The organism is Amycolatopsis sp. MJM2582, assembly GCF_000754115.1.
In the GTDB taxonomy this organism is placed as follows: domain Bacteria; phylum Actinomycetota; class Actinomycetes; order Mycobacteriales; family Pseudonocardiaceae; genus Amycolatopsis; species Amycolatopsis japonica.
In genome coordinates this window covers 535,056-559,331 of sequence record NZ_JPLW01000002.1, presented here as the reverse complement: position 1 = coordinate 559,331, position 24,276 = coordinate 535,056, and the positions used below count along the sequence as shown (strand labels likewise).

The window sequence follows — 24,276 nt, the reverse complement described above, 5'->3', positions numbered from 1 at the left end:
ATGGGACACGGACACTGGGACGACAACGCCTACGCCGCCGCGAAGACCTTCCGCGCGGCCAAGGGCGAGGACGATTTCGGCTACACCGCCGATCTCCGTTCCAAACCCGCGAAGGAATGGAAGGTCGCGCCCGCGCTGGACCCGCTGAACGCCGTGCGGGAATGCCGGGATTCGGCCGACCACAGCGATTCGACGCCGATCGCGGTGCTGTTCGACGTCACCGGTTCGATGCGCCGGGTGCCGCGGATCATGCAGGGCAAGCTCGGAAAGCTGCACGGCCTGCTGAAGCGCCGGGGTTATCTGGCCGACCCGCAGGTGCTGTTCGGTGCGATCGGCGACGCCGACAGCGACCGGGTTCCGTTGCAGGTCGGGCAGTTCGAATCGGACAACCGGATGGACGAGCAGCTGCGCACGATGTTCCTCGAAGGCGGGGGCGGCGGCCAGAAGAGCGAGTCCTACGAACTGGCCGCGTACTTCATGGCGCGGCACGTGGTGACCGACGCGTGGCAGAACCGCGGCCGCAAGGGCTATCTGTTCATCATCGGCGACGAGCTGAACAAGCCCGCGCTGGAGGCCCGCCACATCCGCCGGGTGATCGGGGACGACGTGCGGGAGGACATCGACCCGGCCTCGGTGTACCGGGAGCTGGCGCGCAAGTGGCACGTCTACTTCGTGCTGCCGAACCAGTCCTCGTACTACAACGACCCGCAGATCGGCGAGCACTGGAGCGAGCTGCTCGGCCAGAACTTCCTGAAGCTGGACGACCCGGGCGCGGTGTGCGAGCTGATCGCCGCCACCATCGGGCTGGAAGAGCGGGTGGTCGACGTCGACCGGGCGCTCGCCGACCTCGCGGACGTCGGCTCGGTCGCCGAAAGCAAGGCGGTCGGCAAGGCGCTGGCGAAGCTCGGCACCAAATCGGTCGTCACGTCGGCGGTGCCCGAGGCCGGCGGGCCGAGCGACGTGGTACTGCGATGAGTCTCCTTGATGGTCACGTGGTGGTGGTCGGGCTCGGCTTCGGCGACGAGGGCAAGGGCGCGGTGGTCGACGCGCTCTGCGCCGCCCGGCCCACCACCGCGGTGGTCCGCTTCAACGGGGGCGCGCAGGCCGCGCACAACGTCGTCGTGGACGGGCGGCACCACACCTTCAGCCAGTTCGGGGCGGGCACGTTCGCCGGCGTGCCCACCCATCTGTCGCGGTTCGTGCTCGTCGAGCCGTTCGCGCTCGCCGCGGAAGCTCGACGGCTCGAAGCGGCCGGCGTCCGGAATCCGCTGTCACTGCTGAGTGTGGACGGCCGGGCGCTGCTCACGACGCCGTTCCACATCCACGCCAACCGGGCCAGGGAGGAGGCCCGCGGCGTGGACCGGCACGGTTCGTGTGGCAAGGGCATCGGCGAGACCGTCTGGTACTCGCTGTTGCCCGGGGCCGCGCCGGGGGAGGTGGTGGAGAGCCAGGAGGTGATCGGGACGCCGGGGGAAGCGCCCACGGTCGCCGACTGCGCCCGGCCGTCGGTGCTGCGGCGCAAACTGGACGCGCTCGCGCGGTTCTACGCGCCGCTCGCCACGCCGCCGCACAGCGTCGACGAACTGGTGGCGCTGTACCGCGATTTCGCGGGCGCGGTGCGGATCACCGACGGGGGCGAAACGGGACGGCTGGCGGATTCCGGGCGGCTGGTGTTCGAGGGAGCGCAGGGGGCTCTTCTCGACCAGTACCACGGGTTCCATCCGCACACGACCTGGTCGACGACCACGCCGCACAACGCCCGCACCCTGTTGGGCGGGCGCCCGCACACCGTCGTGGGGGTGACACGGACGTACCTCACCCGGCACGGCGCGGGACCGCTGCCGACCGAATCCGCCGCCGTGCTCGCCCGCTTTCCCGAGGCGCACAACGAAACCGGCGAATTCCAGGGCGCTTGGCGGGCGGGGCATCTCGACGCGGCCTTGCTGGACTACGCGATCGCGGCCTGCGACGGCGTGGACGCGCTCGCGGTGACCCACCTCGACGCGACCGGGCTGAAGGTCGTGCCCCGTGACGGCTCCCCCGCCGTCGACCTGCCGGATCCGCTGGCGTGGTTCGGCGCGCGGCTGCCGGTGGCCGTCATGGGGTACGGCCCGGACAGGGCCGGTTACCGGGTCGCGGAGGCACGGTCGACAATCAACGCGTGATCGATTCGACGCCGGTGTCCGTTGACGTGCTCGTGGTGCGGTTCGCCCCCGGCACCAGGAACGTCCTGTTGGGAATCGCGCCGCGGGCGGCCGAGCCGTTCGAGGGGGAACTCGCCCTGCCCGGGGTGCTGCTGGGGCTCGGGGAACGGCTGCGGGAGGCGGCGAACCGGGCGGTGGTCGGCAAACTCGGCCTCCCGCCCGACGCGGTCTCGGCGACGGGACAGCTCGCCACCTTCGACGAGCCGAACCGTGACCCGCGAGGTCCCACGCTCTCCATCGCCTTGTGGGCCACGGTGAATCCCGCGCTCGACGACCCAGGGAACGTCGTCTGGGTGCCGTTGGACGAGGTCCCGCCGCTGGCCTTCGACCACGACCGGATCGTCGCCGACTGCCGTCCGATGCTGGCCGAACGGCTGTGGCGGGACGTCGCCTTCACCGCCGGGCTGCTGGGACCGATCTTCACCACGGCACAGGCGCTGGACGCCACCGAAGCGCTGACCGGGGACCGCCCCTATCCGGCCAATCTCGGCCGGACGATGGAGCGGGTCCCCGGTCTGCGGCGTACCACCGAACACGCGGCCGCCCTCCCCAAGGGAGGACGGCCGCCGTCGCTGTGGCGCTGGGAGTGACTCAGATCCCGCAGGAGGACGCCGACCAGAAGCGCGTCGACCGGTGTGCCACGTGGGTGTGATCGTTGTGGCCGGGGTAGCCCGGCCCGAGGATCTCGGCGAACCCGTGGTTACGGGCCTGCTTCGCCAATCCGCAGAAGCCCTGCGAGCCGGCGCCGAGGTCGACGGCGTCACCGTAGAGATGACGGCTGTTGGTCGCGCCGCCGACCGCGTTGTTGCAGGCGACGCTGCGGAAACCGCCGTTGACGTCGATCGGCCGGTCGCCCATGGCGTGCCGCATCGCCTGCAGCTTCCACATCGAGACCAGCGCGTTGGCCTTCGCCGTCGCCGGTGGGACGTTGCCGCCCGACCAGTCGGAGTTGCACCGGTTCAGTTCCGCGTAGGTGAAGTTGATCGGCGTGCAGTCGTCGTCCTGCAACGCGTAGAGCTTCGAGAACGTGGCCGAACCGGCGATGCCGTCCGCGGCCAGCCCGTACGCCTGCTGGAAGCGGGTGACCGCGGCCTTGGTCCCCGCGCCGAACTGGCCGTCGAGGGCGAGCACGCCGCCGTAGCCGGGGTACCCGGCCACACGGATCTGCAGCTGCCGGACGTCCTCACCGGACGCGCCTTCCGACAACGTGCGTCCCCAGGAGTAACAGGCGTCGGCGACGGACATTTCGCCCGCTGTCACCGGGCCTGGATCGGCGGCGGCCGGGGTGGCCACCGCGGTACCGAGCCCGGCCACCAGGGCGAGCATCGGCAGGAGGAAACGAATGCGCATGACAGGAACACCTTTCAAAGCAGGGAAGGTGAGACCCGTGACCCCCACGGGTTGTCAACGATTCACTGCCGAGGATGCTAACGCGGTTCCGGTTACCGCGCTGTGGGTCGTTCGACCCACACTCCTGCCTTGACCGTCACACGTGATTGGACGGACGACACGCGTGATTGGACGGACGACACGCGTGATTGGACGGACGACACGGCCGCAGGCGGGCTCGCCGCCGTGTCGTCCGCCTGATCACGCGTGTCGTCCGCCTGATCACGTGTGTCCGCCGTGCGGCGTCAGCCCTTCAGCTGCGGGAAGTCCTCTTCGCGGAACTCCCCCGCCGGCCGGCCGTCGGCTTCGTTCTCGCGGCCGCGCAGTTCGACCCGGCGGATCTTGCCGGAGATCGTCTTCGGCAGGTCGGTGAACTCCAGCCGCCGGATTCGCTTGTACGGGGCCAAATGTTCCCGGCAGAAGGCCAGGATGGACACCGCGGTGTCGGCCGTGGGCTCGTGCCCGTTCGTCAGGACGACGTAGGCCTTCGGGACCGCGAGCCGGATCGGGTCCGGCGCCGGGACGACCGCCGCTTCGGCGACCGCCTCGTGTTCCAGCAGGACACTTTCCAGCTCGAACGGCGAGATCCGGTAGTCCGACGCCTTGAAGACGTCGTCCGTCCGGCCCACGTAGGTGATGTAGCCGCGTTCGTCGATCGACCCGACGTCACCGGTGTGGTAGAAGCCGTTCGCGAACGCCGCGGCGGAGCGTTCCTCGTCGTCGGCGTATCCGGCCATCAGCCCGACCGGCCGCCGGGCGAGGTCGAGGCAGATCTCGCCCTCCTGCGCGCGCTCCCCCGTCACCGGGTCCACGAGCGCCACGGTGAAGCCCGGCAGCGGGCGGCCCATCGACCCCGGCACGACGTCCTGTCCGGGGGTGTTGGCGATCTGGACGCTGCTCTCCGTCTGCCCGAAACCGTCGCGAATCGTGACGCCCCAAGCCTTTTCGACCTGGTCGATCACTTCGGGGTTGAGCGGTTCGCCCGCACCGACCACCTTGCGCGGCGGCGTCTTCAGCACGGTCAGATCCGCCTGGATCAGCATCCGCCACACCGTCGGCGGAGCGCAGAAACTGGTGATACCGCACCGTTCCATCTGCGCCATCAGCGAGACCGCGTCGAACCGCGCGTAGTTGTAGAGGAACACCGTCGCCTCGGCGTTCCACGGCGCGAAGACGTTGCTCCACGCGTGTTTCGCCCACCCGGGCGAGGAGATGTTGAGGTGGACGTCGCCCGGTTCGAGGCCGATCCAGTACATTGTGGACAGATGGCCGATCGGGTACGAGACCTGGGTGTGCTGCACCAGTTTCGGCTTCGCAGTGGTCCCCGAGGTGAAGTACAGCAGGAGCGGGTCTTCCGCCGCCGTCGGGCCGTCGGGCGTGAAGGTGTCCGCTTCCTCGTAGGCGTCCACGAAGGACCGCCAGCCTTCGACCGGTTCACCGACGGCGATGCGCGTGTAGTCGCCCTCGACGTTCTCGAACTTGTGCGCGTCGACGGACCGGATCACGACGTGTTTCGCCGCGCCCCGCTCGACCCGGTCGGTGAGGTCCGCCGGGCCGAGCAGGGTCGAGGCCGGGATGATGACGGCGCCCAGTTTGATCGCGGCGAGGATCGTCTGCCACAGCTCGCCCTGGTTGCCCAGCATCAGGATCAGCCGGTCGCCCCTGGCCACGCCGAGCGAGCGCAGCCAGTTCGCGACCTGGTTGGACCGCCGCGCCATCTCCGGATAGGTCCAGCGGTTCTCGATGCCGTCCTCTTCGACGATCCACAGCGCGTACCGGTCCTGATTGGCCGGATCGGCCGCGACGACGTCGAACCAGTCGAGCGCCCAGTTGAACTCGGCGGGCTGGGGCCAGGTGAAGTCCCGATAGGCGGTTTCGTAGTCCTCGCGATGGGCCTGCAGATAGTCCCGTGCCTCGCGGAACGTGCGGTATGCCTCCGAAGCGCTCACGATCGTCCTCCTGGTCCGCTGGTTGGGCCGCCGGTTCTTTCTACTCCCCCTTGAACTCGGGCGCGCGGCGCTCGAGGAAGGCCTGCACGGCCTCGCCCAGGTCCTTGCTGGGCAGGAAAGCCGCGTTCCAGGCCGAGACGTAACGCAGGCCGTCCGCGACCTGACGTTCGGTGTTGGCCGAGAGGACGTTCTTGGTGCCCTGCACGACCAGCGGCGGGTTCGTGGCGATCTCCGCCGCCAGCTTGCGGGCCTCGGCCAGCAGGGTGTCCTGATCCGCGTAGACGTCGTTGACGAGGCCGATCTTCTCGGCGCGGGCGGCGTCGATGTCCTTGCCGGTCAGGGCCAGTTCGCGCAGGTGCCCCTCACCGATGATCGGGGCGAGCCGCTGGAGGCTGCCGAGGTCGGCCACGATCGCGACCTTGACCTCACGGACGCTGAACTTCGCGTCGGCGCTCGCCAGCCGGATGTCCGCGGCCGCGATCACGTCGACGCCGCCACCGATGCACCAGCCGGAAATGGCCGCGATGACCGGTTTGCGGCATTCCGCGACCGAGGACACGCTCGCCTGGAGGCTCCGGACCTCGTCGAGGAACTTGGTCCGCGGGCCCGCCAGCGCGTCGCCGCCGAGCATTTCGCCCCAGCTGGGCATCATCGCGGGCAGATCGAGCCCGTAGGAGAAGTGCTTGCCGCTCCCGGTCAGCACGACCGCCCTGACCTGGGGGTCCGCGTCGAGCGCGCGGAAGACGATCGGCAGCTCACGCCAGAAATCGGGGCCCATCGCGTTGCCCTTGGACGGACCGAGCAGCGTCACTTCGGCGACGTGCCCGTCGATCTCCACCTTGAGCGAAACGAGATCGGGAAGACTGTCAGCTGTAGCGGTCATGAGGTCATCTTGACTCATGTGATTGACAGGCTGCCAACGGCCACTGTGCCCGGCCGCGCCTGAGATGCTTTCCTGGTACCAGCGAGTACTACCGGTGAGTACCGGCAATCGACGAAGGACGGTGGGATATGAGCCCGGCCAGCAGCGCCACCGCGGTCGCCGACCTGCCCGCGCCGACCCCCGGACGGCGACGGGAACGATCCTCCCGGCCGATCGAGTTGTCGGGATCCTTCACCCATGAGGGTCACCGGCTCGCCTACACCGAGTTCGGTTCCGGCGACCGGGTCGTCGTGCTCACCCACGGCATCATGCTGACGAGGCGGATGCACGCCCCGCTCGCCCGCAGGCTGGCCCGTGCCGGATTCCGGGCGGTGACCCTCGACCTGCTGGGGCACGGCGATTCGGACCGGCCCACCGACTCCTGGCTGTACTCGATGCCCGCGTTCGCGGAGCAGACCGTCGCGCTGCTCGACCACCTGGAGATCGACGCCGCCGTCATCGGCGGGACGTCGCTGGGCGCCAACGTCGCGCTCGAAGTCGGCGTCGCCGCGCCGGAACGCGCGCTCGGCCTGGTCGTCGAGATGCCCGTGCTGGACAACGCGATCGTCGCCGGGCTGATCACGTTCGCCCCGTTGCTCATGGCCGCCCGGTTCCTGCCGGTGACCGTGCAGGGGGTGGCGCTGGCGGCGAAACTCGTACCGCACGGCAACCAGTGGGTCGACGTCGTCACCGACACGCTGTCCCAGCAGCCGGCGCCGATGGCCGCGCTCCTGCACGGCGTGCTCTTCGGCCGGATCGCGCCGCCCAAGTCGATCCGGTGCAAGATCGAGATCCCGGCGCTGGTCATCGGGCACGAGCGCGACCCGATCCACCCCTTCGGCGACGCGGACACGCTGGCCGCGGACATGCCGGCGGCCGAGTTCGTCCAGGCCCGCAGCCCGGTCGAGCTGCGGTTCGATCCGACCCGTCTGACCGACACCATCGCCGACTTCTCCGCGCGCTGTCATGACCGTTGAGCCGGCGCCGACCCGGGACGTGGGCGCGGAGGAGCTGCGTACCGGGCGTTTGCGCCTGAGCCGACCGGGGCCCGACGACCTCGACGCGATCTTCGCCCTCCACACCGATCCCGAGGCCTGCGCGCACAACCCTTCGGATCTGCTGGAGACACGCAAGGACGCGGAGCTGCTGTTGCTCCGCTGGTCGCACCAGTGGGACCGGTACGGCTTCGGGTACTGGACGATCCGGCCCCATGACTCGGCTGAGACGCTGGGGTTCTGCGGGGTGAAGATCGTCGGTTTCCGGCAACGCCCGGTCCTGAACCTCTTCTACCGCCTGTTCCCCGCTTCCTGGGGTTTCGGATACGCCGGCGAGGCCGCCACCGCGGCGGTGGACTGGGCCCGCGCCCACCGGCCGGACGACCTCGTGATCGCCCGCGTCCGGCCGGAGAACGTCGCGTCGCAGCGGGTGGCGCTACGGGCCGGGCTGGTCCGCGCGGAACACCTCGACACTCCCGGCGACGACGGCACCGACTGGTTCTACGTTTCGAACCCTGGCTACGAAGGCTGAGCCAGCCCCGCCACCGGGCCGAAGACGATCACCGCGGGCGGCCGCACCCCGGCCGCCGCCGCGTCCTCGACCACCTTGTCCAAAGTGGAGCGGAGCACCCGCTGCGTGCGCATGGTGCCGTCCTCGATGATCGCCACCGGCGTGTCACCCGGCCGCCCCGCCTGGAGCGCCTTGGCGAACAACGGAAGCCGCTCGACGCCCATCATCAGCACGATCGTGCCGCGCATCTTCGCCAGCTGATCCCAGTCCACCAGCGACTTCTCGTCGTCCGGCGCGACATGACCGGACACCACGACGACCTCGTGCGCGACGCCGCGGTGGGTCACCGGGACGTCCGCCGCGGCGGGAACGGAGAACGCGCTGGTGATGCCGGGGACCATGGTCACCGGGATACCCGCTTCGGCGCAGGCGAGGACTTCTTCGAAGCCGCGGCCGAACAGGTACGGGTCGCCGCCTTTGAGCCGCACGACGAACTTCCCGGCCTTGGCCCGCTCGATCAGGGTGGAGTTGATCACGTCCTGGCTCGCGGCGCGGCCGTACGGGATCTTCGCGGCGTCGACGATCTCGACGTGGGGCGCGAGTTCGTCGAGAAGTTCGCGCGGGGCCAGCCGGTCGGCGACGACGACGTCGGCCCTGGCGAGGAGCCGGCGGCCGCGGACGGTGATCAGTTCCGGGTCGCCGGGGCCACCGCCCACGAGGGCGACGCCGGGCAGGTCGTCGTGGGCGTCCGGCACCCGGCCGTCGGCGACGGTACCGGCCCGGAGGCCGTCGAGGACGCTGTCCCGGACGGTCGCCGACCGCAGCGGCTCACCGCCGGAGAGCACGCCGATCAGGAGCCCGCCGTGCCTGCCGGACGCCGGGGTGACCGCGCTGCCGCGATCGCCGTCGTCGGCGCGGACGCAGAACACCCGCGCGCGTTCGGCCTCGGCGCAGACGGCGGCGTTGACCTCGGGATCGTTCGTGCACGCCAGCGCGTACCAGGCGTCGGTGAGGTCGCCCTCGGTGTAGCGGCGTTCGTGCCAGACGATCTCGCCGGCGTCGGCCATGGCGCTCACCGACGGCGTGGTGTGCGGCGAGACCAGTTCGACCCGCGCGCCGGCGCTGATCAGCCGTGGCAGGCGGCGCTGGGCGACCGTCCCGCCACCGATCATCACGACACGACGGCCTGCCAGGTCGAGGCCGGAAAGGTAATGCGGGTCATCCATGCGGGGCAGTGTAAGGATTCAGCGCCCCGGACCGCGATCCGAGTGAGAACCGCCTCAGCGCTCGAGCAGTTCCAGCAGTTCGGTGTTGCCGAACATCCGGGCCGCGTCGATCGCCGACGGCTCCCCCGCCGTCGCGTCCGCGCCGCCCTTGAGGAGCGCCTTCACGACCTCGGGCTCGTTCTTGAAGACCGCGCCGGCGAGCGGACTCTGGCCGCGGTCGTTCTCACGATTCGGATCGGCGCCGCGCTCGATCAGCGCCGCGACGGTCTCCGCGTGACCGTGGTAGGCGGCGAGCATGACCAGCGTGTCGCCCCGGTCGTTGGTCAGGTTCGCCGAGATCCCGGCGTCGACGTACGCGGCGAGCTCGGCCGTCGCGCCCGAGCGGGCGAAGCCGAACACCTTGGCCCACAACTCCAGCAGTTCGGGATCGAATTCCTCGGCCTTTCCGGGGTTCTCCATCATGGGGCCGATTCTTCCACGCCGGACGCGGTCCGGGCGGCACGTCGCACCGCCCGGACCGGCGGTGTCAGCGCCCCGCGTGGGGATAGGGCAGCAACGCCATCTCGCGGGCGTTCTTGATCGCCGTGGCGACCTGTTTCTGCTGCTGGGGCGTCAGCCCGGTGACCCGGCGGGCGCGGATCTTGCCGCGGTCGGAGATGAACTTCCGCAGCAGGTCGGCGTCCTTCCAGTCGACCTCGGTGACCTTGTTGGCGTGCAACAGGTTCGTCTTGCGCTTGTACGGACGGTCGCGGTTCGGCTTGGCCATCGCGCTCACCAGCTCGACTTCGTGACGCCGGGCAGTTCGCCGTTGTGCGCCATCTGCCGCATCCGGACCCGCGAGAGCCCGAACTTCCGCAGGTATCCGCGAGGACGGCCGTCGGCGGCGTCGCGATTGCGGATCCGGGTCGCGCTGGCGTCCCGCGGCATCGCCTGCAGGGCCGACACGGCGGCGGCCTTCTCCTCCGGCGACGCGGAGGGCGAAGCGATGGTGGCCTTCAGCTCACGGCGTCGTTCGACGTAGCGGGCGGCGACGACCTTGCGCTGCTCGTTCTTGGCGATCTTCGACTTCTTGGCCATCAGCGCTCCTCCTTGAACTCGACGTGCTTGCGCGCGATGGGGTCGTACTTGCGCAGCACCATGCGGTCCGGGTCGTTCCGGCGGTTCTTCTTGGTGACGTAGGTGTAGCCGGTGCCGGCGGTCGAGCGGAGCTTGATGATCGGCCGGATGTCGGTGCTCTTGGCCATCAGAGCTTCACCCCTTTCGCGCGGAGCTCGGCCACGACGGCCTCGATCCCCCGCTTGTCGATGGTCTTCATGCCCTTCACCGAGACCCGCAGCCGGACCCAGCGCCCTTCGCTCGGCACGAAGTACCGCTTGGCCTGCAGGTTCGGCTCCCAACGCCGGGACGTGCGCCGATGCGAATGCGACACCTGCTTCCCGTAACCCGGTTTGCTGCCGGTGACCTGGCACACGGCGGACATATACCCTCCCAAGTTGATATCGGTTGTCGTTTTCATTTACTCTACACAGCCGAACCAGAACGCCCTCGACGCCCCGGAGCCTCAGTGACCGACAACCCCCGTGTGCCCCTCGTCCTGATCGGTGGCCTCGCACCGGGACCGAACGCCGACCTCGCCGAGCGGCTGCGCCTCGCCGAACCCGGCACCGCCGTCGTGCATCACGACCTGAGGCAGATCCACTCCGGTGTGGTCCGACGGCGCATCCGGCTCGCCGACCGCGACCAGCTGACGGTGCTCGAACTGGCGCACGGCTGCGTCTCGTGCACCCTGCGCGAAGACCTGTTGCCGTTGCTGCGCAAGCTCTCCCGGATGCCGCAGGTGCGGCGGATCGTGGTGCGGCTCGACGAGGCGATGGAGCCCGAGCCGGTCAGCTGGGCGCTGCACAACGTCCTCGTCGGCGAGCGGCCGGTGATCGAGGACGTCGACCTGCGGGCCGTGCTGACGGTCGTCGACTGCGCGGGCTGGCTGGCCGACAGCACCGGAGACGACACGCTGGCCGAACGGAACCTGCTCGCCAGCCCCGAGGACGAGCGCACCGTCGCGCAGGTCGCGCTGTCCCAGGTCGAGTTCGCCGATCTGCTCGTCCTCGCCGGCGCGGCGACCGACGCGTGGTCCGCGGCGAAGGCCTCGGCCGTGCTCGACCGGGTCGCGCCGTCGATCCCCCGCGTCGAACTGTCCTCAGTGGACGGTAAGACCGTACTCGACGCCGTCCCCGCCGACGCCCGGCGCGGCGAGGTCACCGACATGCACGGCCCCCTGCTGCGCGGCCAGCCGCCGTTGCACACCGACTGCGGGATCGGGCTGCTCACCTTCACCTCGCAGCGCCCGTTCCATCCGGAGCGCCTCCACGACGCGATCGACGTCCTGCTCGACGGCGTCGTCCGCACCCGGGGACGGCTCTGGGTGGCGAGCCAGCCGGACATGGCGCTGTGGATCGAATCCGCGGGCGGCGGTCTCGGCGTCGGGCACGCCGGGCCGTGGCTCGCCGCCCCGGACGGCCCGGACTGGGCAGCCGTCTCCCCCGAACGCCGCACCCTCGCGTCCCTGCGCTGGGACCCGCTCTTCGGCGACCGCGCGCAGGAACTGGTCGTCGTCACCGATCAGGCCACCCCCGACGAGATCGAAGCCGCCCTGAACGGGGCGCTGCTGACCGAAGAAGAGCTCGCGGCCGGGGAACAGGAATGGCTCCGCTATCCGGATCCGTTCGGCGAGTGGCACGAAGAACCGTGCGAGGACACGGAAACCGACCCCGAGAAGCACGACGTGAACGCGTCGAACCGAAAGGACGAATCGCAGTGAAACCGGGTATCCACCCCGACTACCACCCCGTGGTGTTCAAGGACCTCTCCACCGGGGACGCCTTCCTGACCCGCTCCACCGCCACGTCGGAGCAGACCATCGAGTGGAGCGACGGCAACACCTACCCGCTGGTGAACGTCGAGATCAGCTCGTGGTCGCATCCGTTCTGGACCGGCAACCAGCGGATCATGGACAGCGCCGGCCAGGTCGAGAAGTTCCACCGCCGCTACGGCCGTCGCGGAGGGTCGAAGTAATGGCCGTCCCGAAGCGCAAGATGTCGCGCAGCAACACCCGGTCCCGTCGTTCGCAGTGGAAGGCGGCCGTGCCGGATCTGGTGCCGATCAAGGTGAACGGCGAGACGAAACTCGTGCCGCGCAAGCTGATGAAGCATTTTCACGAAGGTGGGAAGTGACGACGCCGGTCACGGTGCTGTCCGGTTTCCTCGGTGCGGGCAAGACGACCGTGCTCAACCACGTCCTCGCCAACCGCGACGGGCTGCGGGTGGCGGTGATCGTGAACGACATGAGCGAGGTCAACATCGACGCCGCGCTGGTGCGGGACGGGAACAGCCTGTCCCGCACCGAGGAACGGCTCGTCGAGATGACCAACGGCTGCATCTGCTGCACCCTGCGCGACGACCTCCTGGAGGAGGTTTCGCGGCTGTGCGAGGACGGGCGGTTCGACTACCTGCTCATCGAATCGAGCGGGATCTCCGAGCCGATGCCGGTGGCGGCGACGTTCTCGTTCCTGGACTCCGCGCGGCTCGACACGATGGTGACCGTGGTCGACGCGGTGAACTTCGAGCGGGAACTGGCCGCCGGGGACGGGCTGACCGAACGCGGGCTGGACCAGTACGACGGGGACGAGCGGACGGTCAGCGACCTGCTGATGGACCAGATCGAGTTCGCGGACGTCCTCCTGCTGAACAAGGCGGACCTGGTCCCGGCTCGCTCCCTCGACCGGCTGACGGCGGTGTTGCGGCGGCTCAACCCGGCCGCCGAGGTCGTCGTCGCGACTCACGGCCGCGTCGCGCTCGACCGGGTGCTCGGCACCGGGCGCTACGACATCGAGCGGGCGCAGGAAGCGCCGGGGTGGGTGGCGGAACTCAACGGTGATCACGTGCCGGAGACGGAGGAGTACGGGATCTCCAGCGTCGTCTTCCGCGCCTCGGTGGCTTTCGATCCGGAACGGCTGTGGGACTTCGTCGGGCGGCTCGACACCGGGGAGTTCGGGACGGTCCTGCGGTCGAAGGGGTTCTTCTCGCTGGCGTCGCGGCCCGGGGTGACCGGGCTGTGGTCGCAGGCCGGTTCGGTGGCCCGGTTCGAGCCGCAGGGCGTCGAGGAGGCGCCACGGCAGGAACTGGTGTTCATCGGTGTGGGGCTGGAGAAGGACGCGCTGCTGGACTCGCTTGAGGCCTGTCTGGCCGTCGGTTCGGGCGGCGTGGATCCGTTTCCGGAATGGGAGGCGGTACACGTCCACTGACGGCCCGCGGCAAGTCCGGTCCGTGAAGGCCTCCTTGAGGGACTCAGGGTCCCTCAAGGAGGCCTTCACGGACGACACGGTTGCCTTACCCCTCAACAGAACTGCCCTCGCTGCTCGCTACACATGAGGTCAGTGGTCCCCGTGCGCGGCGTGGCGGTGGCCGTCGTGCACGTAGTCGCCGTGCGGCACCGCGATGTGGCCGCATCCTTCGCCGTGGGCGCGCGTATGGCCGGCGTGCTCGGTGTGTGCGGCGGCCATCACCGGGTTCTTCCTGATCGAAATGCGTGATCAGGCGGACCGTAGCACCGGTCTACCGGCCCAGCAGCGCTCTCACCCGACCGAGTTCCCACGGCTCAGGCGATGCCGCGGCGGTGCCCGGCCCAGAACGGCGCCCGCAGCGCCCGCTTGTCGACCTTCCCGATCGCCGTCAGCGGCAGCGCCTCGGCGAAGTCCACATCAGACGGTACGAAATGCTCCCGCCCGAAGAACTCCCTGGCCTGTGCACGGACGTCTTCGGCCGACAGCGCCCCGGAAGCGACCGGCACCACCACTGCGTGGACCCGCTCGCCCTCGCCGTCGTCGCCCGGTACACCGAAAACGGCCACCGAACGGATCAGCGGATGCCGCGCGAGGGCGTTCTCGACCACCGTCGAGTACACCTTGGTGCCGTGCTCGCCGGTGATGATGACGTCGTTCGCCCGGTCCAGCAGGTAGAGATACCCCTCGTCGTCGAACCGCCCGAGATCACCGGTCCGCAGCCAGCCGTCCCCGATCGGCGCCGACCCGTGGTAACCGTCCATCATGGACAGTCCGCGCACCAGGACCTCCCCCTCGTCGATCCGTGCCTCCATACCGGGGACGATCCGGCCGACGGATTCGAGCCGGTCCGGGCGCCCGTCGAGTTCCGCCGCGGAGATGCTCGCGATCATCGGCGCCTCGGTGAGCCCGTATCCCTGTCCGACCACGGGCCCGAACACGTCGAGTGCCTGAGCCAGCCGCCGCGGCGGAAGCGGGGCGGCACCCAGCGACAGCCCGCGCACACTGCTGACATCGGTCGACGCCATGGCCGGATGGTCGAGTACCGCGGCGAGCCGCGCGGGAGTGAGGGACAACGTGGTGATCCGGTGCTCCGCGATCGCGTCCAGGACCGCGCCCGCGTCGAAGTCCCGCAGCAGTACCACGCTTTCCCGCCGCAGGATCGCCCCCAGCACGGTGGCGTTGCCGGTCATATGCGTCATCGGCGCGATCAGCAGGGTGCGCCCCGGCCCCGCCGGATCCGGCGCGAAGATATGGGCCATCCCGTCGTAGATCCCGCTGTGCCGGATCAGTTTCGGCGTTCCGGTGGTGCCGCCGGTGGGAAAGACGACGGTGACCGACCGCGGCAGCTCCGCCGGGTCGGCACCGGCGCGGTCCACCAGTTCGTCGAGCGTGGTCACCCCGTCCGGCCAGTCCGCCGGGTGCTCGGCCACCAGGGTCGTGACCCCGGCCGCCTCGACCGCGGCGAGGCGATCCGGCGCACTCGCCGACGCGGCGACGAGCAGAACCGTCGAACCCCGCAACTGGGCGGCGATCTGCAGAAGGACGGTTTCGGGCCGGTTGCCGGCGTCGATGGCAACCACGCCGCCGTCCGGGAGTGCCGCGTACATCCGGCGCACCAGTTCGAGCGCCTGTCCGTAGCCGGTCTCGACGCCGTCCTGAACGAACAGCACCTCGTCGCCACCCGAACGCAGCGCGTCCAGCACCCTGGTCAGAAACAGACTCTCCACCGGCCGGACCCTAACCCAGGCTCACGACCCCGAGCAGCACCCTCCGCCGGACGAAGCGGAATCCTCGTAAGCGTCGTGCCAGTTCCACCACTCGTACGGCGGCGTCTGCGGGTAGCCCTCCGGCGAGTCCTCCCATTCCTCCTGCCGCCCCAACGCGGTGATGTCGAGGTAGCTCCACGTGCCGCCCATCGTCTCGTCGCCGCGATCGTTGACGAAGTACGTCCGGTAGACCTGGTCACCCTCGCGGATGAAGGCGTTGGTGCCGTGCCACTCGTCGACGCCGAAGTCGACGTCGAAGTCGCCGGTGATCGTGTACCACGGCATCGTCCAGCCCATCCGCTTCTTCAGCCGCGCGATGTCCGGCTGCGTGCCGCGCGAGGCGAAGGCGAGCGTGGTGTCGCGGGCGTTCAGATGCGCGACGTGCGCGACCTGGTCGGCGACCAGCGAGCAGCCTTTGCAGGCGTGGTCGGGGAAACCCTCCACCCCGGGATCGAAGAACGCCCGGTAGACGATCAGCTGACGGCGTCCCTCGAACAGGTCGAGCAGGTTCACCGTCCCGGATGGGCCTTCGAACTCGTACGGTTTCCCGATCGCGAGCCACGGCATCCGCCGCCGCTCGGCCGCGAGCGCGTCGCGGGCCCGGGTCAGCTCCTTTTCCTTCACCAGCAACCGAAGGCGCGCTTCCTCCCATTCGGCCGCGGACACCGTGTTCATCGCGCCAGCTCCGCGGGAAGCACGCTCTGCCGGTTCGGCTGCCCCTCGCCGGTGGTGATCAGGTCCCGCAGGCTGGTACCGACGTAGAAGGTCCACGCCTTGTGGCAGACGTCGAAGCATTCGTACTCCAGGACGAGCCCGTGGTGGGTGAAGCGTGCTTCGGTCTTGCCGTCCTTCTTCTCGATCTCGAAGGTGATCGTGGTGCCGACCCATTCGGTCTCGTCGCGGGTGAAGTCGAAGTGGTTCTCGAGGACCAGCCAGGACACCTTGCGGCCGGGCACGGACTCGGTGATCCGGATCCGGCAGCGGTGGACCTCTTCGTAGTGGTATTCGAACTCGTCGCCGGTGTACTCGATCTCTTCCGACCACCACCGGCGGACGTCGGTGAAGGCGTCGTAGACCTGCTGCGGTGTCCGGTCCACGGTGAAACTCGTCGTGAAGCTCATGCTGAACCCTCCAGATGGTCTTTCAGCGCCGCGAGCGGCCCGTCCCAATCGCGGGCGAGCGCGGCGAGGAACTGCTGGGCGACCTGCATCGGCGCCGAGTGCAGGCGGTACCGGACGCGGCGCCGCTCCCCCTGTTCCGGGATCACCAGGCCGGCGTCGGTGAGCAGTGCGAGGTGCTTGGCGATGGCTTGCCGGGTGATCGGCAGCCGGTCCGCCAGGTCGGTCGCCGTGGCCGGGCCGCCCGAGGCGAGGACGGCGAGAATGCTCCGCCTGCTCGGGTCGGCCAGTGCGACGAAGACCTGTTCGGCGATCGCTTCGTTGTCAGGCGGCATCGAGGTATTCGATCAGTTCGCCCAGCTCGGCCGCCCACCCCTTCGTGTTCCCTTCGAACGCGACCTGGTGGACGTCGTCCGGCAGCTGGGAGAAACCGGTCTCGACGACGGTGAGCCGCGTGCCTTCACCGTTCGGAGCGAGGGTGAACTCGACGTAGGTACGGCGAGGGTCGTCGTCGGGCAGGCCGTAGATGTTCCAGGTGAAGCCGAAGACCTCCGGCTCTTCCACGCGCTCGACGCGCATGGTCGCCTTGTGCCCCTCGTCCCATTTCATCTCGGCGTCGCCACCGGGCCGCAGGTCGATGCTGGCCTGGTTGCCGAACCAGGTGCCCAGCCCTTCGGCCGTGGTCAGCGCGGCCCAGACCTTCGCGGGCGGATGGGCGATCTCGACGGTGCGTTCGATCCGGTCGGGGAATCCCACGACAGCCTCCACAAGTAGCAATCAGTCGGTTGCTATAACTTTGTATAGCAACCGGCTGATTGCGTCAAGGGGAACTCAGGAAGCCGTGTACAACGCGCCGAGGAACTCGAGCAGCAGCCGCTCCCGCAGCGGACCGGGTGCCGTGGCCAGCAGGGCGTTGATCTCCGCCATCCGGGTGGGCAGGCCCGCGTCGCCGCCGAGGCCCGCGGCGGCGAGCAGTCCGGCGAACTGCTCCGGCGTCAGCGTCGCGGGATCCAGCGCGGCGACGAACTCGGCCACCTGCGGATCGACGACGACCGGCCCGGCCTCTCGGGCGGCCACGACCGAAGCGCCCAGGTCGGCGAGGAAATCCTTCTCGCTCCCCCGGTTCGCGGCCGTCACCGTCAGGTGCAAATTCGCGGGCGACGACTCGTGGGCGAACTGCGGCTGGACGTACCAGCCGCGCTCGCGCATCTCGTCCGCGACGGTGAACAGGTCGAAGCCCGCGCCGTCCGCCACGGTGAACGCGAGCAGGGTCGACACCGGATCGCCGAGGACCCGCAACCCGTCCAGCGCCTCGATCCCGGCGCGGATCTCGACAGCCGCCTCACGCGCCGCCGAGGCAAGTTCGCGATAACCCTCTTCGCCGACATGACGCACCACAGCCCACGCCGCGGCGAGCGGGCCGCCGGACCGCGTGCTCTGCAGCGTGGTGTTCAGCATCGTGTAGCCGGGCCAGTCCGCACTGGCGAAGTACTGCGAACGGCGCAGCCCGGCGTCGGCGTGCAAGAGGACCGACACGCCTTTCGGGCAGTACGCGTACTTGTGCAGATCCACCGAAACACTGGTGACGCCCGGGACGTCGAACCCGAACGGGCCGAGCCCCAGATACGGCAGCACCCAGCCGCCGATGCACGCGTCGACGTGGAACCGGACGCCGTCCAGCGACGCGGCGATCTCCGGGATCGGGTCGAGGACGCCGTGGGCGTACGACGGCGCGCTCGCGACGACGAGCACCGTGCTGTCGTCGACCGCGGCGGCCATCGCCTCGGGAACGGCGCGGAAGCTCACCGGATCGACCGGCACCGATACCACGCGCACACCGAAGAAATGCGCGGCCTTGTGGAACGCGGCGTGCGCGGTGGTGGGCAGCACGATGCTCGGCGAGGACACGTCCGGACGCGCGTCGCGGGCGGCCAGGACGGCGAGCATGCACGACTCCGTGCCACCCGACGTCACCGAGCCGACCGTGTCCGCCGTACCGCCCAGCAACCGGGCGGCCGTGCCGACGAGGTCGTTCTCCATCCGCAGCAGGCTCGGGAACGCCGTCGGGTCGAGCCCGTTGGCCGACGAGGCCAGCGCGTGCGCCGCCGCGCCGAGTTCGTCCACTTCGGACAGACCGCTGTCGTAGACGTACGCCAGCGTCCGGCCGCCGTGGGTCGGCAGGTCTCCCGCGCGCAGTTCCCGAAGCTCCTTCAGGACGTCCTCGGCGGTCACGGCCGGCGCTCCAGTACCGACTTGCGCAGCAACGGGATGCCGAGCACGATCAGCACGGCCGGAAGGATCGACGCGCCGAGAAGGATCGCCGTGAGCGCGCTGTCCGGCTGCGCGGCCTTGGCGTCGAGGCTGGACTGGTACCCGCCGAACTGCAGCACCAGTCCCCAGAGCCCCGGCCCGAGCGCGAGCCCCAGCGTCTCGGACGCGGTCCAGACCCCGGCGGCGACCCCGGCCCTGGTCTCGCCGGTCCGCTCCTCCTCGTCGCTGATCAGGTCCGGCAGGATCGCCAGCGGGAACACCGAGATCCCCGCGTACCCGACGCCGCAGAAGGCGACGAACACCATCGTGACGGGGAACGGGAACACCTTCGCGCCGAGAAGACCGAGCAGCCCGATCCCGAACGCGGCCGTCGCGATCCGGAACCCGGCCAGTTTCCCGACGCTCGCCCCGAGTTTCGGCCACAGCGGCATGGTCAGCAGCGCCGGACCGACGAAGCCGACGAACAGGACCGTCGAGTAGCCGGAGCTGCCGAGGATCCGCTCGGCGAAGAACGGGATGGCGGCCAGCACCGTGCCGATGCCGAGCGCCTGGATGAAGTACACCCCGAGCAGCCAGCGGAACGGCCGCCACTGCGCCAGCGTCCGGAGCAGCTCGCGCGGGCTCACCGCGTTCGGCCGCAGCGCGCCGACGGGAGCGTCCTTGAGCCCGAAGTACACGCCGAGCGTCGCGAGCAGGATGACCACGGCGATGAACAGGCCCATCACCCGGTAGCCGGCGACACCGCCGATCAGGTCGGTGATCGCGGGCGCGCCGCCACCGGACACCAGGATGGCGACCGCGAGGAAACCGATCCGGACGCTGGTCAGCTTCGTGCGCTCTTCGGCCGAGTCCGTCAGCTCGGCGGGCAGCGCGTTGAACGGCACCTGGAAGAAGGCGTACGCCGTGGCGCACAACAGGAACACGACGATCACGTAGATCGCGTCGGGCACCGGGCCGCCGAAGCCGGGATGCGCGAACAAGGCCGCGAAGAGAATCGCGACGCCGATGCCGCCGTAGAGCAGGAAACGGCGGCGGCTCCCGGTGCGGACCATGTCCGCGTCCGAGAGCCGTCCCGCGATCGGGTTGAAGAGCACGTCCCACGCTTTGGGAACGAAGACGATCAGGCCGGCCACGCCCGCCGCGACGCCCATCGTGTCGGTGAGGTACTTCAGGAGGAGCAGGCCGGGAACCGTGCCGAAGGCGCCGGTGACGAACGAGCCGAGCGAGTAGCGGTACCTCGTCCGTGCTGGCAGCGATGCCATGATCCTCCTCGAGGCGATTCTCCCGATGAAGGCCTCAGTATTGGATCTTGGCCACCACCGGGTAGTGGTCGGAGGGAATCGTGCCACCGTCGTAATGCACGAGCTGTACCGGGCCGACAGCGGCGAGTGGACGGCCGCCCGCGCGTACGGCTCCGACGTAGTCCAGCGAGTCGCGGTAGGTCGCCGGAACGGACTTCGCCGCGTTGGGGTTCGTCGCCGCGTCGAAGGTGTACGCGCCTTCGCCCGTCGTCCGGAGAACGCCGTCGAGGAACGCCTCACCTTGCTGAACCTGGGTCCGGCCGAGGGAATCCTTGCGCGCTTGTCCCGCCCAGTACTCGATGTTCAGGTCGCCCGCGATGACGACCGGCTCGCCGGCGGGGGCGTGTTTCGTGACCAGGTCCCGGATCTCGGCGAGCTGGGCCATCCGGACGTCGTGCGCCTTCGGCAGCGTTTCCGGTCCCTCGTCGGCCTGCATGTGGGTGCCCGCGATCCAGACCGGCTTCCCGGCGACGACCAGACGGGCGAGCGCGGCGCCCTTGTTCGACAGATAGTCCGCGGTACCGGAGTAGGAATTGCGGAAGACCAGCTGGTGCTGTTCGGTCACCGGCGCCTTGCTCAGCACGGTGACCCCGCCGTTGACCACGACCGGGGAATTCGAGCAGTTGCCGTTCACCGTGGTCCAGCCCGGTGACGTGGAGCAGTACTGGCCGACGAGCGGGGTCTGATGGGGCCAGACGTCCTTCAGCCGGTTCCGCATTTCCTCCGCCTGGGCGCTGAAAGCCTCGTCCAGGACGACGACGTCGGCGTCGTTCGCGCGGATGACAGCTTCCGCCGCGCGGGCGCGCGCCTGTTTGTCCGAGGTGTTCGGGCTGGCGATCCAGGGCAGCTGCCAGATGTTGAACGCCATGACCTTCACCGTGACCGCCGCCTGGGCGGGGACGGCGGTTCCGGCGAACAGGGCGGCGGCGATGGCGAGTACGGCGAGCTTCCGCACGAAAGACCCTTTCGGTGTCAGGAAACGACGAACGTCCGTGAAGTCCCGCTGAACGCGGAGATCGCCCCGTTCCAGCCGTTCTTCCAGTTGCCGAAGTGGACCACGCGATATTTGCCGATCGGGGCGTTCGCGGGGATCTTCCAGTGGACGACGGCTTTCGATTCGGCGACGAACGTCCGCGCCCAGTGGTATTTCGTGTCCCAGTCGCCGTCGTCGGCGTGGCGGACCCACTTGCCGTCGGCCAGCCGCTGGATCTCCAGGAACGTGCCGCCGCGCCGGAGGTCGTTCTTCGGATGCCCGGTGACGAACTCGACCGCGACCTGTTCGCCGCGCGCGTACGTGCTCTTCGCGTCGACCAGGACGTCACCGAAGCTCTTGAACGCGGGCGGGCTGTCGAAGACGACGCCAGGCTGGAAGTTGATCAGCTTACCGCGCAGATCCCGCGGCGTCGGGCCGTGCGGAACCGACGTCCCCGCCTTCATCGCGGCCGCCAGTTTGGCGAATTCCTGCTGGTACGCGGGAAGCGTGTAGCGGCCGTAGAGGGTCGACGCGCCTTCGTACTGCTGCGAGTCGTACTCCTCGGGTGTGGTGACGTACTGGCTGTAGGCGTTGGAGTAGCCCTGGATGAGCACGTTCTCCAGCGGGACGCCGAGTTCGGCGGCGACGGTGCGGCGCAAGCGCAGCCCGGAGACGATCGTCAGTTCGGCCGGCACGGCCACGAGGTGCAGCTGCCCGATCCGCACGAGCTGCAGCGGCAGGACCTCTGGCGTCCACGGATACGGCTTCATGGCGCCGAACGGCACCGCGATCACCTTCGGCGCGTGCGCGTCGGCGAGCGCCTGCGGGATGGGCGCGTCGATGCCGCCGAGCCAGTCGATGAACGGGTTCTTCACCCCTTCCGGGAGCGGCAGGCCGGGGCCGTCCTCGCGGCTGCCCGCCAGCATCGAGACGCCGATCGCGGCCGTGCAGGTGCGCTGCGGCCGCCCGTTCGGCGTGTACTTCGCGTCGACGGCCACATCGGACATGTCCACGTAGCACATCCGGTGGTCGACGCCGCCCGTCACGGCCTCGGCCGCGGCGTCGAAGGCGCTCTTCGCCGCACGGAACTGGAGGTCGCCGATGGTGCGGGTGTTCTCGAACTCGGTTTCGGGTGTACCGGGTTCGAGGTTCAGGTTCGGGCTCATGTCGCCGGTGTTGGTCTGCGGGAACGCGGCGACGAACCGCGGGTTCCCGTCGAGGTAACGCACGCCGGCGTGGTCGTGCTCCCACTCGTAGGCGGCGTACCCCTTGTTGTCACCGCTGATCAGGTGGTTGCCGTTGCTCATCGACGTCCCGTGCGTGGCGAACCAGCTGATCGCGCCGACGTCGACGCCGTTCTGACTGAACCGCAGCACCGTGACGGCCGGGTCGATCGCCTGCGGGAAGTGGTCCTTGTCGGCCTGGGGGTTCAGGTCGAAGGCCTTGCGGGAACGGTTGACGCTCGCCTTGGTGAGCTCGGCACGGCCGAGCCGGATCGACCCGGGCGCGAGGTTCGCGTGCGCGCGGCCGATCGCCTCGAAGATCCCGTCCACGACGGCGTCGTAGACCTCCTGCTGGAAGCCGAGGATCGCCAGATCGTAAGCGGCGTAATGGGAATCCCCGCCGCAAGCGGAGTGGGTGTGGGTGGCGTTGAGCAGTACGTTCTGCTCGGTGTACAGGTCGCCGTACGCGGCCTGGAGCTTGCGCAGCACGCCCTGGTGGACCGACTGGAACAGCGCGCCGAGGTCGGCGGTGACGAAGGCGATCCGCTTGGCTCCGTCGTCGACCACGAAGGCCCGCGCCCGGGTGCGCAGGTGGATGCCGGCGGTCTGCTGCTGCGGCATCGAGTAGCCCATCATGCCGTTTTCGGCGGCCGGGCCGGTGACGTCGGAGATACCGACGCCGACGCGGAAACCCTTCGACGGCGCCGCATGCGCCTGCTGGGCGCCGAGCATGCTCGCCGCGACGGGCAACGCCGCCGCACCCGCGAGAACCCGCCTCCGGCTCACCGTCATGAGTCGCACCTCCCGGCCACGAACATGAACCGACTTCATGTTCGTGGCCGGGACGCTACGTGATGGGCCTCACTGCCGCAACCCCACGAAAGGCGCGGACCACCCGCCACCGCCGCCCTCGCTTTGAAGTACATGAAGGTCCCCTTCATGTACTTGGCAACGCGTGAAGGCCCCCTTCCCTCGGCTGAGCCGAGGGAAGGAGGCCTTCACGCGCGGTCGCGTCGTCCAACTGCCACCCGCATTTAGAGGACTAAATGCATGTCGGGAGCGGCTAGCCGAGGGTCTCGGCGACCTTCGTGAGCGTCGCGGCATCCCCCCGCAGCAGCAGCGTGGTCACCACGGTCTCCTCCCACGCCGCGAGTTCGTCGCGGATCTTCTCCGCCGGCCCGATCAGCGACGTGTCCTCGACCAGCGAAGTCGGGATCGCGGCCGTAGCCTCGTCCTTGCGCCCCGCCAGATACAGCTCCTGGACCTTGTCGGCCACGTCCTCGTACCCCATCCGCGCGAAGACGTCGTGGTGGAAGTTGACCGATTTCGCGCCCATACCGCCGATGTAGAGCGCGAGCGACGGCTTGATCCAGCTCGCGGCCTCCTCGACGTCGTCGTGGACGAGCACCGGAACGGACGCCGCGACCTCGAAGTCGTCGAAACCGCGCCGGGCACCGGGCCGCGAGAAGCCCTCCTCCAACGCCGTCCGGTAGAAGGCGTCACTCTTGGGCGAGAAGAACAACGGGAGCCAGCCGTCGCAGATCTCCGCCGACAGCGCCACGTTCTTCGGCCCCTCCGCGGCGAGGAAGATCGGGATCTCCTTGCGGAACGGGTGCACTGTGGACTTCAGCGGTTTGCCGAGCCCGGTGCCGCCCTGCAGCGGAAGCTGGAAGTGCTGCCCGTCATGGGTCACCGGTGCCTCGCGAGCGACCACCTTCCGCACGATGTCGACGTACTCACGGGTGCGCGCGAGCGGCTTCGGATACGGCTGCCCGTACCAGCCTTCGACCACCTGCGGCCCCGACGCGCCGAGCCCGAGCACGAACCGGCCGCCGGACAGATGGTCCAGCGTCAGCGCGTGCATCGCCGTCGCGGTCGGGGTGCGCGCCGACATCTGGACGATGTTGGTGCCGAGCTTGATCCGGCTCGTCGACGCGCCCCACCAGGCGAGCGGGGTGAACGCGTCCGAGCCGTAGCCCTCGGCGGTCCACACCGAATCGAAGCCGAGCTCTTCGGCCCGCAGGATCGCGTCCAGCGCGCCTTCCGGCGGCCCGGAGGACCAGTAACCGAGGTGGTAACCAAGCTTCAT

The 24,276-nt window shown here is 69.5% G+C and carries 29 protein-coding genes; 9 read left to right on the top strand and 20 right to left on the bottom strand.

Annotated elements, in window-relative coordinates:
* Genes ED92_RS12800 through ED92_RS12790 form a run of 3 tightly spaced genes read left to right on the top strand, consistent with a single transcriptional unit; the run spans position 1 to position 2,794 of the window.
* A complete protein-coding gene (locus tag ED92_RS12800; RefSeq protein WP_037337299.1) occupies positions 1-975 on the top strand; it encodes a hypothetical protein in 975 nt (324 codons plus the stop codon).
* On the top strand, positions 972-2,165 hold the full coding sequence (locus ED92_RS12795; protein ID WP_037337296.1) for an adenylosuccinate synthetase: 1,194 nt from the start codon (positions 972-974) through the stop codon (positions 2,163-2,165). Before ED92_RS12800 ends, ED92_RS12795 begins: the two co-directional genes overlap by 4 nt.
* Entirely contained in the window at positions 2,162-2,794 is a 633-nt protein-coding gene (locus ED92_RS12790) for an NUDIX domain-containing protein (protein ID WP_037337293.1), read from the top strand. The genes ED92_RS12795 and ED92_RS12790 overlap by 4 nt, the downstream gene beginning before the upstream one ends.
* A gap of 1 nt (position 2,795) precedes the next feature.
* On the opposite strand, the gene ED92_RS12785 is transcribed toward ED92_RS12790, so the two are convergent.
* The 3 genes from ED92_RS12785 to ED92_RS12775 form a co-directional block, all read right to left on the bottom strand.
* A complete protein-coding gene (locus ED92_RS12785; protein ID WP_037337290.1) occupies positions 2,796-3,554 on the bottom strand; it encodes a D-Ala-D-Ala carboxypeptidase family metallohydrolase in 759 nt (252 codons plus the stop codon).
* Between the two features lie 284 nt (positions 3,555-3,838).
* A complete protein-coding gene (locus tag ED92_RS12780) occupies positions 3,839-5,542 on the bottom strand; it encodes an AMP-binding protein (protein WP_037337286.1) in 1,704 nt (567 codons plus the stop codon).
* 40 nt (positions 5,543-5,582) lie between these two features.
* On the bottom strand, positions 5,583-6,425 hold the full coding sequence (locus ED92_RS12775) for a crotonase/enoyl-CoA hydratase family protein (RefSeq protein ID WP_037337283.1): 843 nt from the start codon (positions 6,423-6,425) through the stop codon (positions 5,583-5,585).
* Positions 6,426-6,553: 128 nt separating this feature from the next.
* On the opposite strand from ED92_RS12775, the gene ED92_RS12770 reads away from it, so the two are divergent.
* Both ED92_RS12770 and ED92_RS12765 read left to right on the top strand, forming a co-directional pair.
* Positions 6,554-7,441, top strand: a complete 888-nt coding sequence (locus ED92_RS12770) for an alpha/beta fold hydrolase (RefSeq protein ID WP_037337280.1) — start codon at positions 6,554-6,556, stop codon at positions 7,439-7,441.
* Entirely contained in the window at positions 7,431-7,991 is a 561-nt protein-coding gene (locus tag ED92_RS12765) for a GNAT family N-acetyltransferase (protein WP_052120512.1), read from the top strand. Before ED92_RS12770 ends, ED92_RS12765 begins: the two co-directional genes overlap by 11 nt.
* Here ED92_RS12765 and cobA read toward each other — a convergent pair.
* The 6 genes from cobA to rpmB form a co-directional block, all read right to left on the bottom strand.
* On the bottom strand, positions 7,979-9,196 hold the full coding sequence (gene cobA, locus ED92_RS12760) for a uroporphyrinogen-III C-methyltransferase (RefSeq protein ID WP_037337277.1): 1,218 nt from the start codon (positions 9,194-9,196) through the stop codon (positions 7,979-7,981). The two genes, ED92_RS12765 and cobA, sit on opposite strands and share 13 nt — an antisense overlap.
* A gap of 54 nt (positions 9,197-9,250) precedes the next feature.
* Positions 9,251-9,658 carry an ankyrin repeat domain-containing protein gene (locus tag ED92_RS12755; protein WP_037337274.1) on the bottom strand — a complete coding sequence of 136 codons (408 nt, stop codon included), beginning with the start codon at positions 9,656-9,658 and terminating at the stop codon, positions 9,251-9,253.
* Between the two features lie 64 nt (positions 9,659-9,722).
* A complete protein-coding gene (rpsR, locus tag ED92_RS12750; RefSeq protein WP_037337271.1) occupies positions 9,723-9,971 on the bottom strand; it encodes a 30S ribosomal protein S18 in 249 nt (82 codons plus the stop codon).
* Entirely contained in the window at positions 9,968-10,273 is a 306-nt protein-coding gene (gene rpsN / locus ED92_RS12745) for a 30S ribosomal protein S14 (protein ID WP_016334058.1), read from the bottom strand. The genes rpsR and rpsN overlap by 4 nt, the downstream gene beginning before the upstream one ends.
* Positions 10,273-10,440, bottom strand: coding sequence for a 50S ribosomal protein L33 (gene rpmG, locus ED92_RS12740; RefSeq protein ID WP_016334057.1), 168 nt, complete (start codon positions 10,438-10,440; stop codon positions 10,273-10,275). Before rpmG ends, rpsN begins: the two co-directional genes overlap by 1 nt.
* Positions 10,440-10,676: a 50S ribosomal protein L28 gene (rpmB, locus tag ED92_RS12735; protein WP_037337268.1), complete on the bottom strand. Its 237-nt coding sequence runs from the start codon at positions 10,674-10,676 to the stop codon at positions 10,440-10,442. Before rpmB ends, rpmG begins: the two co-directional genes overlap by 1 nt.
* Before the next feature lie 84 nt (positions 10,677-10,760).
* Between rpmB and mrf the strand changes: the two genes are divergently transcribed.
* From mrf to ED92_RS12715, 4 genes are read left to right on the top strand one after another with little or no spacing between them, the layout of a single operon-like run.
* Positions 10,761-12,014: a ribosome hibernation factor-recruiting GTPase MRF gene (gene mrf / locus ED92_RS12730; protein ID WP_037337265.1), complete on the top strand. Its 1,254-nt coding sequence runs from the start codon at positions 10,761-10,763 to the stop codon at positions 12,012-12,014.
* Positions 12,011-12,268, top strand: coding sequence for a type B 50S ribosomal protein L31 (locus ED92_RS12725; RefSeq protein ID WP_034306403.1), 258 nt, complete (start codon positions 12,011-12,013; stop codon positions 12,266-12,268). Before mrf ends, ED92_RS12725 begins: the two co-directional genes overlap by 4 nt.
* Positions 12,268-12,426 carry a 50S ribosomal protein L32 gene (rpmF, locus tag ED92_RS12720; RefSeq protein WP_016334054.1) on the top strand — a complete coding sequence of 53 codons (159 nt, stop codon included), beginning with the start codon at positions 12,268-12,270 and terminating at the stop codon, positions 12,424-12,426. The genes ED92_RS12725 and rpmF overlap by 1 nt, the downstream gene beginning before the upstream one ends.
* Positions 12,423-13,496 carry a GTP-binding protein gene (locus ED92_RS12715; RefSeq protein ID WP_037337260.1) on the top strand — a complete coding sequence of 358 codons (1,074 nt, stop codon included), beginning with the start codon at positions 12,423-12,425 and terminating at the stop codon, positions 13,494-13,496. The genes rpmF and ED92_RS12715 overlap by 4 nt, the downstream gene beginning before the upstream one ends.
* Positions 13,497-13,625: 129 nt before the next feature.
* Here ED92_RS12715 and ED92_RS43650 read toward each other — a convergent pair whose 3' ends face one another.
* From ED92_RS43650 to ED92_RS12660, 11 genes are all read right to left on the bottom strand, one after another.
* Positions 13,626-13,754, bottom strand: coding sequence for a hypothetical protein (locus tag ED92_RS43650; protein WP_037337257.1), 129 nt, complete (start codon positions 13,752-13,754; stop codon positions 13,626-13,628).
* A gap of 95 nt (positions 13,755-13,849) precedes the next feature.
* Entirely contained in the window at positions 13,850-15,262 is a 1,413-nt protein-coding gene (locus ED92_RS12705) for an AMP-binding protein (RefSeq protein ID WP_037337254.1), read from the bottom strand.
* A 21-nt stretch (positions 15,263-15,283) separates the two neighbouring features.
* Positions 15,284-15,976, bottom strand: coding sequence for a DUF899 domain-containing protein (locus ED92_RS12700; protein ID WP_037337250.1), 693 nt, complete (start codon positions 15,974-15,976; stop codon positions 15,284-15,286).
* Complete coding sequence (locus tag ED92_RS12695; protein ID WP_037337248.1) at positions 15,973-16,422, bottom strand: SRPBCC domain-containing protein; 450 nt, start codon at positions 16,420-16,422, stop codon at positions 15,973-15,975. The genes ED92_RS12700 and ED92_RS12695 overlap by 4 nt, the downstream gene beginning before the upstream one ends.
* Positions 16,419-16,754: a helix-turn-helix transcriptional regulator gene (locus ED92_RS12690; protein WP_037337245.1), complete on the bottom strand. Its 336-nt coding sequence runs from the start codon at positions 16,752-16,754 to the stop codon at positions 16,419-16,421. Before ED92_RS12690 ends, ED92_RS12695 begins: the two co-directional genes overlap by 4 nt.
* Positions 16,744-17,175 carry an SRPBCC domain-containing protein gene (locus ED92_RS12685; protein ID WP_037337242.1) on the bottom strand — a complete coding sequence of 144 codons (432 nt, stop codon included), beginning with the start codon at positions 17,173-17,175 and terminating at the stop codon, positions 16,744-16,746. The genes ED92_RS12690 and ED92_RS12685 overlap by 11 nt, the downstream gene beginning before the upstream one ends.
* Positions 17,176-17,250: 75 nt before the next feature.
* Positions 17,251-18,651, bottom strand: a complete 1,401-nt coding sequence (locus ED92_RS12680) for an aminotransferase class V-fold PLP-dependent enzyme (RefSeq protein ID WP_037337239.1) — start codon at positions 18,649-18,651, stop codon at positions 17,251-17,253.
* Entirely contained in the window at positions 18,648-19,952 is a 1,305-nt protein-coding gene (locus ED92_RS12675) for an MFS transporter (RefSeq protein ID WP_037337238.1), read from the bottom strand. Before ED92_RS12675 ends, ED92_RS12680 begins: the two co-directional genes overlap by 4 nt.
* A gap of 34 nt (positions 19,953-19,986) precedes the next feature.
* Positions 19,987-20,946 (bottom strand): sphingomyelin phosphodiesterase, encoded by a 960-nt coding sequence (locus tag ED92_RS12670; protein ID WP_037337234.1) that lies wholly within the window; start codon positions 20,944-20,946, stop codon positions 19,987-19,989.
* Between the two features lie 17 nt (positions 20,947-20,963).
* Complete coding sequence (locus ED92_RS12665) at positions 20,964-22,979, bottom strand: neutral/alkaline ceramidase (RefSeq protein WP_037337233.1); 2,016 nt, start codon at positions 22,977-22,979, stop codon at positions 20,964-20,966.
* Positions 22,980-23,250: 271 nt separating this feature from the next.
* Positions 23,251-24,276, bottom strand: coding sequence for an LLM class F420-dependent oxidoreductase (locus ED92_RS12660; RefSeq protein ID WP_037337230.1), 1,026 nt, complete (start codon positions 24,274-24,276; stop codon positions 23,251-23,253).